This is a genomic window from Rhizobium sp. NZLR10 (assembly GCF_019685125.1).
Lineage (GTDB): Bacteria > Pseudomonadota > Alphaproteobacteria > Rhizobiales > Rhizobiaceae > Rhizobium.
Window position 1 is genome coordinate 80583 of sequence record NZ_JABDWE010000014.1, and the last position, 12273, is coordinate 92855.

General features: G+C 61.4%; 12 protein-coding genes and 2 pseudogenes. 4 read left to right on the forward strand and 10 right to left on the reverse strand.

Features of this window, described 5'->3' with window-relative positions:
• Positions 1-2: 2 nt before the first annotated feature.
• The 4 genes from HJB82_RS20840 to HJB82_RS20855 form a co-directional block, all read right to left on the reverse strand.
• Positions 3-1082, reverse strand: coding sequence for an ABC transporter ATP-binding protein (locus tag HJB82_RS20840; protein WP_207585825.1), 1080 nt, complete (start codon positions 1080-1082; stop codon positions 3-5).
• A 43-nt stretch (positions 1083-1125) separates the two neighbouring features.
• Complete coding sequence (glpD, locus tag HJB82_RS20845; RefSeq protein ID WP_221116235.1) at positions 1126-2640, reverse strand: glycerol-3-phosphate dehydrogenase; 1515 nt, start codon at positions 2638-2640, stop codon at positions 1126-1128.
• 141 nt (positions 2641-2781) lie between these two features.
• A complete protein-coding gene (locus tag HJB82_RS20850) occupies positions 2782-3555 on the reverse strand; it encodes a DeoR/GlpR family DNA-binding transcription regulator (RefSeq protein WP_207585826.1) in 774 nt (257 codons plus the stop codon).
• A gap of 96 nt (positions 3556-3651) precedes the next feature.
• Positions 3652-4569 (reverse strand): DMT family transporter, encoded by a 918-nt coding sequence (locus tag HJB82_RS20855; protein WP_221116234.1) that lies wholly within the window; start codon positions 4567-4569, stop codon positions 3652-3654.
• 72 nt (positions 4570-4641) lie between these two features.
• Between HJB82_RS20855 and HJB82_RS20860 the strand changes: the two genes are divergently transcribed.
• Positions 4642-5571, forward strand: coding sequence for a LysR family transcriptional regulator (locus HJB82_RS20860; protein WP_207585828.1), 930 nt, complete (start codon positions 4642-4644; stop codon positions 5569-5571).
• A 293-nt stretch (positions 5572-5864) separates the two neighbouring features.
• The gene (locus HJB82_RS32045) at positions 5865-6293 is read left to right on the forward strand and encodes a dienelactone hydrolase family protein (protein ID WP_409201851.1); all 429 of its coding nucleotides are present in this window, start codon (positions 5865-5867) and stop codon (positions 6291-6293) included.
• On the opposite strand, the gene HJB82_RS20870 is transcribed toward HJB82_RS32045, so the two are convergent.
• From HJB82_RS20870 to HJB82_RS20895, 6 genes and pseudogenes are all read right to left on the reverse strand, one after another.
• Positions 6202-6669, reverse strand: a complete 468-nt coding sequence (locus HJB82_RS20870) for a GNAT family N-acetyltransferase (RefSeq protein ID WP_207585920.1) — start codon at positions 6667-6669, stop codon at positions 6202-6204. The two genes, HJB82_RS32045 and HJB82_RS20870, sit on opposite strands and share 92 nt — an antisense overlap.
• 92 nt (positions 6670-6761) lie before the next feature.
• Complete coding sequence (locus HJB82_RS20875; protein ID WP_221131145.1) at positions 6762-7283, reverse strand: DUF992 domain-containing protein; 522 nt, start codon at positions 7281-7283, stop codon at positions 6762-6764.
• A gap of 409 nt (positions 7284-7692) precedes the next feature.
• Positions 7693-7857, reverse strand: a complete 165-nt coding sequence (locus HJB82_RS20880; RefSeq protein ID WP_003571841.1) for a DUF1328 domain-containing protein — start codon at positions 7855-7857, stop codon at positions 7693-7695.
• A 100-nt stretch (positions 7858-7957) separates the two neighbouring features.
• Positions 7958-8546 (reverse strand): annotated as a pseudogene (locus HJB82_RS20885) (hypothetical protein).
• A 69-nt stretch (positions 8547-8615) separates the two neighbouring features.
• On the reverse strand, positions 8616-9008 hold the full coding sequence (locus HJB82_RS20890; RefSeq protein WP_221131146.1) for a VOC family protein: 393 nt from the start codon (positions 9006-9008) through the stop codon (positions 8616-8618).
• A gap of 98 nt (positions 9009-9106) precedes the next feature.
• Positions 9107-10729 (reverse strand): ABC-F family ATP-binding cassette domain-containing protein, encoded by a 1623-nt coding sequence (locus HJB82_RS20895; protein WP_221141303.1) that lies wholly within the window; start codon positions 10727-10729, stop codon positions 9107-9109.
• Positions 10730-10929: 200 nt separating this feature from the next.
• Between HJB82_RS20895 and HJB82_RS20900 the strand changes: the two are divergent.
• Together HJB82_RS20900 and HJB82_RS20905 are read left to right on the forward strand one after the other, a co-directional pair.
• Positions 10930-11258: pseudogene (locus HJB82_RS20900) on the forward strand (DUF6665 family protein).
• Positions 11259-11358: 100 nt separating this feature from the next.
• Positions 11359-12228, forward strand: a complete 870-nt coding sequence (locus tag HJB82_RS20905) for an aldose 1-epimerase family protein (RefSeq protein WP_207585833.1) — start codon at positions 11359-11361, stop codon at positions 12226-12228.
• The last annotated feature ends 45 nt before the right edge of the window (positions 12229-12273 follow it).

Genomic DNA, 12273 nt, shown 5'->3' on the forward strand with positions numbered 1-12273 from the left:
TCCTAGCCCCCTTGCCTGGCGGTGGTGATCGCCCGGCCGTCCGCGCCGAACGCCATCAGGTGGCGCGTATCGATGAAAACGGAGATGTCCGTGTCCGGGTCGATATTGTGGATGCCGTGCGCAAGCATCACCCAGCGGGTGCCGGCAAATTGCAGATGAACAAAACTTTCCGAGCCGGTGATCTCCGAAACCTGTGTTCGCGCCGTCATCCGCGCCGAACCAGCCGTCTGGGCGGTTGGTGCAAGATGATGCGGGTGAAACGCTATGGTTGCCGGCCCGTCCGGCACGTTCTGAAGATGCGGCGGCACGGCAAAAATCACCGCGCCATCGCGCAGGAAATTGCCTTCCGATTTGACCAGATCAATAAAATTCAGCGGCGGATCGGCAAAGGTTTTCGCCGTCGTCAGATCGAGCGGATTGCGATAGACCTCGATCGTCGGGCCGAACTGCGTGATCCGGCCCTCGCTGAGCGCTGCCGTATTGCCGCCCAGCAACAAGGCTTCGGACGGTTCCGTCGTGGCATAGACGAAGATCGCGCCGGACTGCGCGAAGATGCGCGGCAATTCCTGCCGCAGCTCCTCACGCAGCTTGTAGTCGAGGTTGGCAAGCGGCTCGTCCATCAAAACAAGGCTCGCATTCTTCACGAGTGCCCGGGCAAGTGCGGTGCGCTGCTGCTGGCCGCCGGAGAGGTTGAGCGGCGTGCGATCGAGATAAGGCCCGAGTTTCAGAAGTTCGGCAGCCTTGCGCACCTCCAGATCGATGATCTTGGCATCCTTGCCGGCAATCCGCAGCGGCGAGGCAATATTCTCGTAGACCGTCAATGCCGGATAATTGATGAACTGCTGATAGACCATGGCGATGTTGCGCTTCTGGACAGGCATAGCTGTCACGTCAGCACCATCAAAATGGATCGTGCCGGTTGTCGGCCGATCAAGGCCGGCCATCAGACGCATCAACGAGGTCTTGCCCGACAATGTCGGCCCAAGCAGAACGTTTAGCGTTCCTCTTTCAAAAACAAGATCGGTCGGGTGGATATGATAGTCCCCTCCCACCATCTTTGCGGCCTTCCGCAGTTCCAGCATTCCGATTCCCGTGCCTCCACGCATCGGGGACCACATGTTGCCCTTATCCGGCCATCGCCGGCATGGCAGCCATGTACTCCTCCAGTGACTGAGCCTGCTCCCTCGAAAGGCGCAGACCATCCTTTGTTCTCCTCCACAGCACGTCTTCGGCGTGCCGGGCCCATTCCTGTTTGACGAGATAGGTGACCTCGGCCTCGTAGAGGTCGCCGCCGAACAGCCGTCCCAAATCGTCGACGCCGCGGGCTTCGCCGAGCAGCGCCTTGACCCTCGTCCCGTAACGGCGAACCAGCCGGCGGGCATGTTGATCGGCGAGGAACGGATAAAGCCGCTTCAGATCGGCGACCTGCCCCTCGTAACCCCGGACCGGGAAGTCGCCGCCTGGCAGATGGCTCTTGGCCGTCCACGGGGCACCCTTGACGCCGATCGCAGCGCCGATCTTCTCCAGCGCGTGTTCGGAAAGCCGGCGATAGGTGGTGAGCTTGCCGCCGAAGACGTTGAGTAGCGGTGCGCTACTCCCCTCGCCGTCCAGCTTCAACACATAGTCACGCGTCGCCTCCTGCGCCTTCGAGGCACCGTCGTCATAAAGCGGCCTGACTGCGGAATAGGCCCAGACGATATCCTCCGGCCTGACCGGCTCCTTGAAATATTCCGACGCCGCATTGCACAGATAGATGGTCTCTTCCTCGGAGATCCGAACATCCTTGGGATCGGCGGTGTAATCGCGGTCGGTGGTGCCGATCAGCGTAAAGTCGCCCTCGTAAGGAATGGCAAAGATGATGCGGTTGTCGGGATTCTGAAAGAAATAGGCGCGTGGACCGTCAAACTTTTTCTTCACCACGATATGGCTGCCCTGGACAAGGCGGACATGGTGAGCCTCGTTCTGGCCGAAGGCGGAACGGATGACATGGTCGACCCACGGACCGGCAGCATTGACCAGCATGCGGGCCTGATGGTTGTCATTGCGGCCGGTGACCGTATCGGTGGTCTCGATGTGCCAGAGGTCGTTCTCGCGCCTTGCCGACACCACTTTGGTGCGCGGCATGATGGTCGCCCCCTTGTCGGCGGCGTCGCGGGCGTTCAGCACCACCATGCGGGCATCATCGACCCAGCCGTCGGAATATTCGAAGGCCTTGGCAAATAGCGCCTTCAGCGGCTTGCCGGCCGGATCGCGGCGCATGTCGAGCACCGATGTCGCCGGCAACAGCTTACGGCCGCCGAGATGGTCGTAAAGGAAGAGGCCGAGCCGGATCAGCCAGGCCGGCCGGATGCCGCCCTTATGGTAGGGCAGCACGAAACGCAGCGGCCAGATGATGTGCGGCGCCATCGCCCAGAGGATCTCGCGCTCCATCAGCGATTCCCGCACTAGGCGGAACTCGTAATGCTCGAGATAACGCAGGCCGCCATGAATGAGCTTGGTGGCGCCAGACGAGGTGCCCGAGGCGAAGTCGTTCATCTCCGCCAGCGCCACGGAATAACCGCGCCCAACAGCATCGCGCGCAATGCCGCAGCCGTTGATGCCGCCCCCGATGACGAATATGTCGTGTATCTCCCGGCCCAATATCCCCTCCGAGCCTGCTGCGGATTTCGCATCGCACAAAACTCACGCAATTGCGAAAGTGAAGTCAGTTAAAACGAAAGAGATACGAATGTCAAACGAATGTTTCGCGGCGGAAATTCAGAACAGTGCCGGCATCATGCTTTAGCGAAACCTGCCGTTCGTTTCGATCAGCTTTACATTGTTTTCGAGGCAGAGATTGCGGATCGACGGCACCGGACAATGGTCGGTGATGAAGGTATGAACTTGGGAAAGTTGGCCGATCCTGACTGGAGCGGTGCGTTCGAACTTCGTCGAATCCGCAACCAGAATGACATGCCGGGCGTTGGCGATGATCGCCTGTGCGACCTTGACTTCGCGAAAATCATAGTCGAGAAGCGCGCCATCCACGTCGATCGCCGAAGCCCCGATCACGGCATAGTCGACCTTGAACTGGCGGATGAAATCGACTGCCGCCTCGCCGACGATCCCGCCATCCGAACCGCGCACCACACCGCCGGCGATCACCACCTCGATTGCGGGCAGCAGACGTAACCTATTGGCAACATTGATATTATTTGTAATCACCATCAGCTCGTGATGCTCGGCGAGCGCCTCGCCCACCGCCTCGGTCGTCGTTCCGATATTGATGAAGAGCGAGGCCCCGCTCGGGATCAGCTCGACCGCGGCCATGCCGATCGCCTGTTTCTCGGACGCGGCGATCTGCCGCCGCGCCTCGTATTTGACGTTCTCGGTCCCGCTCGGGAATGTCGCGCCGCCGTGGATACGCGTCAGCACCTGCGCATCGCAGAGATCGTTCAGGTCCTTGCGGATCGTCTGCGGTGTCACTGAAAAGCGGGAAGCGAGCTCCTCGACCAGGACCCTGCCGCTCGATTTCGCTATCGCCACGATTTCAGTTTGCCGGTCGGTCAAGAACATGAGCACGCACCTTTCGATCTACTTTCGTTTTAAAGAAAGCGAACGCCTGCGCAATGCCTATCTGTCACCTGATCACCTTCCGGGGCGAATTTGCTGCTATCGTTTCCGCATCACATTGACGACGAGCACACCGAGGATCGCCATGACGCCACCGACCGCGCCAAGCGCCGTCGGCGTCTCACCCAGCCAGAGGAAACCGATCAGCGTGGCGACGGGCGGAACGCCATAGAGAAAGTTCGAAGCGCGGGCGGCCGTCAGCCGCTTCAGCGCGATCGCCCAGGTGAGGTAGCCGATCGCAGTCGGGAAGATGACGAGATAGGCAACGCCCCAGTTCACCTCCGCCGGGGCGGCGGCCAGCGCCTGAATCGTCGCCGGTGCGGCCGGAAACAGCGGCACGGAACCGATCAGCAGGATCCAGGCGGTGACGGCAAGCGCCGGCATCCGGCCGAGCAGCGGCTTCTGCAGCACGCTGGCGATCGCCGAGCAAAGTGCTGCGCCGAGGATGAGGACGGCATTCGGATCAAGCTTGAAGCCGCCGTCGGAGGCAACCGCAATCAGCGCCACACCGCCGAAGGATATGGCAGTGCCGGCCCAGCCCCAGCGGCCGAAGCGCTCGCCGAGCGCGAACGTGGCGATGAGGGCGGTGAAGACGGGCATGGTGTTGATGATGAAGCTCGCCGGCCCTGCCGCAACCGTCTGCTCACCGGTGTTCAACAGAACCGCATAAGCGGCGATGAAGAGCACCGCAGCGATGGAAAGGCGGACGAAATCGCGTTTTTCCGGCAACGGCCGGTAGATCACGAGGTAGACCAGAGCGATGGCGCCGGCTGCCACATACCGCGCGGTCGCCAGTTCGATCGGCGTCAGTGGTCCGAGACAGATGCGGATCACCACGAAAGAGGACGCCCAGAAGAGGATTGTGACGAGGATCGCGCCGAAGGCGACCAGATCGAACCCGCCCTGCTGTTTCGTCGAAATCGGTGTGCTTGCCGCCATGCTCATTTTCGCCTCCATTTGTTCTTCGACAATGGATTAGGCCTTCGATGCGTGCTTGAAAAGCATCGCAATCGATGATCAAATGTGTCTATGGTTCACAGCTCGCCCGTGCTTCCGCCGCTCGATACGCTCGAGACCTTTGCCCGCGCCGCCCGGCTTGGATCGTTTTCGGCCGCGGCCGAGGAAAGCGGCATCACGCATGGCGCGGTGTCGCGGCAGGTCTCGCGCCTCGAGCGCTGGATGGGGGTGCGGCTGTTTGCCCGCGAAGCCAGAGGCGTGCGGCTGACGCCGGAGGGCATGCGGTTTTTCGCGCGGGCGGAGGAAGCGCTTGCACTGCTCGGCAATAGCGGCGAACGCTGGCTGCCTCGCCGCAATAGGGCGGTGGTGCGCCTTTCGGTGACGCCCTCGGTCGCCTCGTTGTGGCTGTTTCAGCGTCTGCCGAAGCTCGAAGGAAACGAGCTGCATGTCGAGTTGACGCTCGAACACCGGCTGGCGGATTTCGGCGAAGGCACGGACCTTGCCATCCGCTGCGGCAAAGGGCCGTGGGCCGGCGTGCGCGCCCTGTCGCTCTGGCAGGAGAAGTCGTATCCGATCGCCGCCCCGGCCCTGGCAGACCGGCTCGGCCAGCGCTCCGATGCTGTTTCGCTGCTCGACCTGCCGATCCTGCACGACTCCAATATCGAAGGCTGGCGTCGCTGGCTTGCGCGCGAGGGCGTCGACTACACGCCACGCGGCCACGACCGTCGCTTCGAGGATTACAATCTCGTCGTCGATGCCTGTGTACAAGGGCTCGGCATCGCTCTCGCCCGGCCGCCGCTGTCGGATGCCGCGCTTGCGGCCGGGCGCGTCGTCGCCGTGTCGGAGCGGACGCTCGACAATCATGTGGCCTTCCACCTTATTCGACCGGACGATGCGCTCAGAAGCCCCGCCATCGAATTCGCCAGTCGCTTCCTACGCGAGGCAGGCCATGACGAGGCGACGATCGCCGCTTTTATCGCACCCGGCCGGGCGAAAGCGTAGGCGGAAGGTCGGTGGCGACGTTCGCTGCACCGATTGAGGAGATTAGTAATGGCAACGGTGGTGCTGTTTCATTCGGTTTATGGACTCCGGTCACTCGAGCGCGATGCAGCAGAGCGTCTGCGGGCGGCTGGGCATCAGGTGTTTACGCCGGATCTCTCCATGCGGGCAAGGTCGCGCGATCGATCGATGAGGGCATTGAACTGAAGGAGGCGATCGGGTGGTCCACTCTTTGCCAACGCGCGGAAAAGGCGGTCGCCCCGCTGCCTGGCTCCGCCGTGCTCGGCGGATTTTCGATGGGTGCTGGCGTCTCCGCACATCTTTGGCCGAAGCGGCCGCAGATGGTAGGCTTGCTGCTGCTTCAAGGCCTCGCTGAAATTCCGGACAACGCGCGCCGGGGCCTTCCCGTCCAGATCCATCTTGCCGATCCGGATCGATTCGCGCCCAGGGAAGAGGTTGAAACCTGGCAAGCGGCAGCGGCCCGGTCGAGCATCGCCGCGGAGATCTTCAAATATTCCGGCGCCGGTCATCTCTACACCGATCCGACGCTGCCGGATCACGATGCAGCTACGGCCGAACTGACATGGAGCCGCGTCATCGCTTCCTCGCTGCACTGTAGTAGCCGCCAGGCCGTTACTCCGCCGGAAACTGCAGGCGCATTTCCTTCGCCAGTTCAAACCCGGCGGCCCGGTAAACCGGCTCACCGGCATCCGAGGCGTGGATGACGGCCGTCGTGCAGCCGATAGACTTCAGATAATCAATAGCCTTGTTGGTCAGCGCCAACGCGATGCCGCGCCGGCGGAAGGCGTCGGCGACATAGACAGACCAGATGTAGCCATGCAGTCGCTGTTCCGGCTGGATGATCTCCGGAAATGGTGATTGGTGCATCTGGCACGACGCGGAACCGGCGATTTCACCGTCGACGATAGCAAGGAACGAAGTCAGACGCCGCTCCTCGCGTCCGCTTCTGATGAAAGACAAGATCCGCGCCGCCGCATCGGGCCTGTAGTGTTCCGGCGGCGTGCCATAGCTGTCCCAGATCTTCAGATGGTGCCCCACCAGGATCTCATCCTCGTCGGGCGTTGCCGTTCGAATATCCATCATGTCGTGATCCGGCCGGGGGCATATCGGCGCGTAAAATCGCCCTTCAAAGGGGTGGCGCCCTGCCGCATCGTGGGGCGCCCAAAGGCATATCAGTTCGCGGCTGTCAGCGTCATCGACGCACTGCCGGCCGCAACGTTGAGGCCAAGCTGGCCGGTCAGGCTGACCGTCTGCAGATGGATCGAGCCAGAGGTTCCGCCAATCAGGAGATTGGCGCCGACACCGGCCCCGAGCGTCGCTTCGGCGGTAGCGCCGACATAGAGGCCGGCGAGCGATCCGCGGTGATAACCGGCGGTCGGCGCGAACACGGCCCAGATCAGGCGGCTGCGGGTGGTAAAGCCGAGGTCGATGCCGAGCTTTCTCATCTCGCCAGTATAACGATCCGACAGCTCGTTGCCGACGGTTGACTGGAAGATGCAATCGGCTTCCTTGGATGAACCGAGCACATAACCTGTACCGCCACCGATATCGCAGGTGAGGTAACCGATCTTGACACCATTGCGCAGGTCCGGCTCTTCATACGTCCTGGTTACGAGGTCGGCGGCATTGACCGCCCCAGCGCCGGCCAGCGTCAACGATACCGCGGCAAGTGCCTTCGCAAAAATTTTGTCCATAAGTCTCTCCTTCTCAAATCGTGACGAGCATACCCGGCTACTCGCCACCAGATTCGGCAATAGATAACGGACGGAACTGCAAAACGATCCCGATCCGGTACCATCTTCACGTCGCCTGTCAGAGCGCAGAAGATGCGCAAGCGACAAACACGCTTACGGTTCAGCTCCCATTGGGACATTTCGAAGGCACTAATTCGCGCCATCCGGTTATTTCATGATGTTGTCAGGAATGGTTGCCGGAAAGGCACGATCCTGATCGCCGTCGACTTTCTGCGGACGGTATCGATTCATTTTGGCCGACCCGAACCACGACGACCGGATCGGCCGAAGCGAAACGTCAAAGCGGATGGGTCGATACAGAAAAACCCGGCGATGTGTTCGCCGGGTTTTTATATTTGTTCTATTCGCGCTATACTCTTCGCATAAAGCGCATGACGAGCGACACGACGAACAACACCAGGAAAATGAAGAACAGAACCTGGGCAATGGAAGCTGAAGCTCCTGCTATACCGCCAAATCCGAGGACGCCGGCAATCAAGGCCACAACGAGAAACACCAGAGCGTAATAAAGCATCGCAATCTCCTTTTACGTTGCTGCGGAGATAACGGAGGCCGCCCCATTTGGTTCCCTGCCCGTCTCACGGCCGGCACATGCGACGTCGCATCGGATTTGTTCAGCCGAAATGAAAAGCGCCGCTGACCATCCGGTCGCCTTCATTCGGCTCGGGAGGCTCGGCCGCATCGAGATAGGCCTTGAGCGGCCCGGTCAGCACGAACCAGATGCTTGCTCCCAGCATGAAATAGGCTCCCACCGGATCGTCGATGCGGGCGATGAAGGGAAGGCAGGCGGAGGCGAACAGGACGATGATCCGCACCGACCACTCCGCCTCACGTTTGGCGATGGCGCGCGCTCGCAGCGACTTGTATTGCCGGGCGCCATAACCTCCTCCCGTCGCTTTCAGCGCCGAAAGCAGTTTTCGTGCTGATGGCAGCGCCAGCATGAGCAGCGCGGCGACACTGAGCGCGAAAGGTTTGCCAGTCATGACCTGCCCGCTGGCGATCAGGAGAAAGGAGAGCACGACGAGATTCCATGTCGGCTCCAACAGCTCCGGCGGTTGCCGCGTGCGGAGATGCCAAGTGCGCAGCAAGCCCGCCGCGCCGTGCAGTAGCGGCTGATCGATATAGCGATTGATCCAGTCCATGCCGATGCTCGTCCCCGATTGCATGAAGAGGGCTCCGAACACCACGGAATTTGGTCATCATCGTGGCAATACCTGCCGAATCACGCCCGTCGCGTGAAGGAAGCGGCCTGCCAAGGCTTTAGTTGCAACGTTAGCGCAGTTCCTGCGCGACCTCCCAGACATGGCCGGACGGATCGGCAAAGGCCGCCGTACGGCGGCCCCATGGACGATCGATCGGACCATTGAGCAGCATGATCCCGAGTTTGCGCAGGTCCGCGCAGACCCCGTCGACATCATCGACCTTGATCGTCAGCAAGACGCGACTGCCCGAACCGGATGCCGCCACCGGTGACGGATCGACCAGCTGCGGCGCTTCCGTACCCTTGAGAAGGTTGACCATCGTCCCCGAAAATTTCAGCACCGAGCAGACAGCGTCCTGATAGACGACATCGGCGGCAAAGACCTTTTGGTAGAATGCCCTCGCCGCGTCAATATCGTCGACGAACAGGGTGATGACCTCGATCCTATCCAACCTCATGGGCATTTCTCCTCCGTTGCTTCGATCGTCCACCGATATCGATGGCCGGCTTTCTGCTGGTCGCTTCGAGCCTGCCGGTTTCGACATGCCGGGAAAAATAATCGTCAGCTCCTGAGACCCGGCGCCTCGTGGCCGGTGCGCGCCACATATTCCGTGTAGCCGCCGCCATATTGATGCACGCCGTCCGGCGTCAGCTCCAGCACCCGGTTGGAGAGTGCCGCCAGGAAATGCCGGTCGTGCGAGACGAACAGCATGGTGCCCTCATATTGCGACAGCGCCTTGATCAGCATCTCCTTGGTGTCGAGGTCGAGATGGTTCGTCGGCTCGTCAAGCACGAGCAGATTCGGCGGGTCGAACAGCATAATGGCCATGACCAGCCGCGCCTTCTCGCCGCCGGACAATACACGGCAGCGCTTCTCGACATCGTCGCCGGAGAAGCCGAAACATCCGGCGAGCGCCCGCAAAGGCCCCTGCCCCGCCTGTGGGAACCGGTCTTCCAGCGACTGGAAGACGGTGTGCTCGCCGTCGAGAATATCCATGGCGTGCTGGGCGAAATATCCCATCTTGACGCTGGCGCCGAGAGCGACGCTGCCTTCATCGGGCTCGGCGGTCCCCGTCACCAGCTTCAGCAGTGTCGACTTGCCGGCGCCGTTGATGCCCATGATGCACCAGCGTTCCCGGCGCCGCACCATGAAATCCAGTCCTTCATAGATGCTTCGACTGCCGTATTTCTTGTGCACGTTCTTGAGGTTGATCACATCTTCGCCGGATCGCGGCGCCGGCTGAAACTCGAAGGAGACCACCTGACGGCGCTTGGGCGGCTCCACCCGGTCGATCTTTTCCAGCTTCTTGACGCGGCTCTGCACCTGCGAGGCATGCGAGGCGCGCGCCTTGAACCGCTCGATGAACTTGATTTCCTTGGCGAGCATCGCCTGCTGGCGTTCGAATTGGGCCTGCTGCTGCTTTTCGTTCTGCGCCCGCTGCTGCTCGTAGAATTCGTAATCACCCGAATAGGTCGTCAGCGTGCCGCCATCGATCTCGATGATCTTAGTGATGATCCGGTTCATGAACTCGCGGTCATGCGAGGTCATCAGCAGAGCGCCCTCGTAGCCTTTCAGGAACTCCTCCAGCCAGATCAGGCTTTCGAGATCCAGATGGTTGCTCGGCTCGTCGAGCAGCATGACATCGGGACGCATGAGCAGGATGCGAGCGAGCGCCACGCGCATCTTCCAACCGCCCGACAGGGCGCCGACATCGCCGTCCATCATCTCCTGGCTGAAGCTCAGGCCGGCGAGCACTTCGCGGGCGCGTCCTTCGAGCGCATAACCGTCCAGTTCCTCGTAGCGCGCCTGCACCTCGCCGTAGCGCTCGATGATCTTGTCCATGTCGTCGGCCTGCTCGGGATCGGCCATGGCCGCCTCAAGCTCACGCAATTCGCCGGCAACGAGGCTGACCGGGCCGGCGCCGTTCATCACCTCGGCGACGGCACTGTGGCCCGCCATCTCGCCGACGTCCTGGTTGAAGTAGCCGATGGTGACGCCCTTTTCACAGGAGACCTGCCCTTCGTCTGGCTGCTCCTCACCGTTGATCATCCGGAAGATCGTCGTCTTGCCGGCGCCGTTCGGGCCGACGAGACCAATCTTCTCGCCTTTGTTGAGAGCTGCAGACGCCTCGATGAAGAGAATCCGGTGGCTGAGTTGTTTGCTGATATTTTCGATACGAATCATGATTTGCGCGGGACCCGGGAAAAGATTTTGGCGCCCTTATGCCACGCATGGAAATGACAGGATAGGCCCGTTTCCAACCCTCTCGATCTCCTGAGGATGCCGAAACCTGTAAGCGGTTTTCGGACGACCTCGTGCTCGCTGCTTTAATTTAGAACCGGATTGGATAGTATCGAGGCTCGCGCCAAGGAGAGGCCGTGCCAATGAGCGTCCGCCCGCCGCAGTCCCTCAGACAATCGCAGCAGAATACAAACGGCTTCAACGTCCTCGAATACGAGCTGATGTCGGAACGCGCCGATGCGCTCGGGCGCCACGGGCAGAAGGTGGAGGCAGCACTCGCCGCGCTGAGGGCTTGGACTACCAACCACAGAGTGACGAGGAACGCGAGAGACTTCTCAATGCAGCGTCCGACGCCGTCTGGGCCTTCTTCATCCAGCGTGAGATCTGCGGGCTGCGGAACAACCGCGACGCCATTCAGCGTTATGGCATCCCGAACGAAGTGATCGCCAGATTGGGCGCCGTGCCAAAATAACACGTAGCGACGGTGGGAGCGGCTCCCTTACCTATTGAGTGGAAATCAGCGGCCCAGAAAGATATGGCTTGATGCCGAACCATGGCGAAAGGGAATTGCGATGCCAAGCTCGATCCGGATTGGAAACCAGCATCTCACCGTCGACGTCTCCTCCCTCGGCGCCGAGATGCAGGCGCTCACCACCAGAAACGGACGCTCATGGCTGTGGACGGGCGACCCAGCCTTCTGGACCGGGCGGTCGCCGATCCTTTTTCCGATCGTCGGCAAGGCGCCGGAGGACAAGATAGCAATCGACGGCACGATCTATCCGATGGCCCAGCATGGTTTTGCCCGCCGCAGCGAATTCGCGCTTGCGGCATCCACCGCGACGATGTGCCGATACGAACTGGTCGCCTCGGCGGCCACCCGGGCGGCTTATCCATTCGATTTTCAGCTGGCGGTGGAGCATGCGGTTGAGGGCCGCGCGCTGACGGTGGCGGCAGAAGTCACCAACCGCGATCAGAAGGCGATGCCGTTCGGGCTCGGATTCCATTCGGCCTTTGCCTGGCCGCTGCCGGGTGCCGCCGGGCACGCCCATGTCGTTACGCTCGACAATAAGGGCGAGCCGCCGCTTGTGCGGCTGCAGGGTGGCCTCATCAATCCTGCGACGCTGCCCTCGCCGTTCGATACCGGTCGGTTGGTGCTCGATCACGCCATGTTCGACCAGGATGCGATGATCTTTCCGCAAGGGGCAGGCGAAGGCTTAACTTATGGCGCCGAAAATGGGCCGACCATGCAATTCCGGTTCGAAAATCTGCCCAATCTTGCCCTGTGGACCAAACCGGGCGCTCCCTTCCTCTGCATCGAGCCCTGGCACGGAACGGCCGCGGAGGCTGGACGTTCGAGCGAGCTTTCGAAGCGGCCCTACACGACTATCCTGGCACCGGGCGCGGTCGCTCGCTTCGCCTTTACCGTCGAGATTTTACAATAGAAAGCCGCGCGCCCGACGGGGGCGCACGAAGGAGGCTTTTACAGC

Coding starts and splice junctions, on each gene's coding strand:
- HJB82_RS20890 (WP_221131146.1), bottom strand. CDS start 9,008: ATGCCCATGAGGTTGGATAGGATCGAGGTCATCACCCTGTTCGTCGAC.
- HJB82_RS20860 (WP_207585828.1), top strand. CDS start 4,642: ATGGTTCACAGCTCGCCCGTGCTTCCGCCGCTCGATACGCTCGAGACC.
- HJB82_RS32045 (WP_409201851.1), top strand. CDS start 5,865: ATGGGTGCTGGCGTCTCCGCACATCTTTGGCCGAAGCGGCCGCAGATG.
- HJB82_RS20840 (WP_207585825.1), bottom strand. CDS start 1,082: ATGCTGGAACTGCGGAAGGCCGCAAAGATGGTGGGAGGGGACTATCAT.
- HJB82_RS20870 (WP_207585920.1), bottom strand. CDS start 6,669: ATGGATATTCGAACGGCAACGCCCGACGAGGATGAGATCCTGGTGGGG.
- HJB82_RS20905 (WP_207585833.1), top strand. CDS start 11,359: ATGCCAAGCTCGATCCGGATTGGAAACCAGCATCTCACCGTCGACGTC.
- HJB82_RS20850 (WP_207585826.1), bottom strand. CDS start 3,555: ATGTTCTTGACCGACCGGCAAACTGAAATCGTGGCGATAGCGAAATCG.
- HJB82_RS20880 (WP_003571841.1), bottom strand. CDS start 7,857: ATGCTTTATTACGCTCTGGTGTTTCTCGTTGTGGCCTTGATTGCCGGC.
- HJB82_RS20875 (WP_221131145.1), bottom strand. CDS start 7,283: ATGGACAAAATTTTTGCGAAGGCACTTGCCGCGGTATCGTTGACGCTG.
- HJB82_RS20855 (WP_221116234.1), bottom strand. CDS start 4,569: ATGGAGGCGAAAATGAGCATGGCGGCAAGCACACCGATTTCGACGAAA.
- HJB82_RS20895 (WP_221141303.1), bottom strand. CDS start 10,729: ATGATTCGTATCGAAAATATCAGCAAACAACTCAGCCACCGGATTCTC.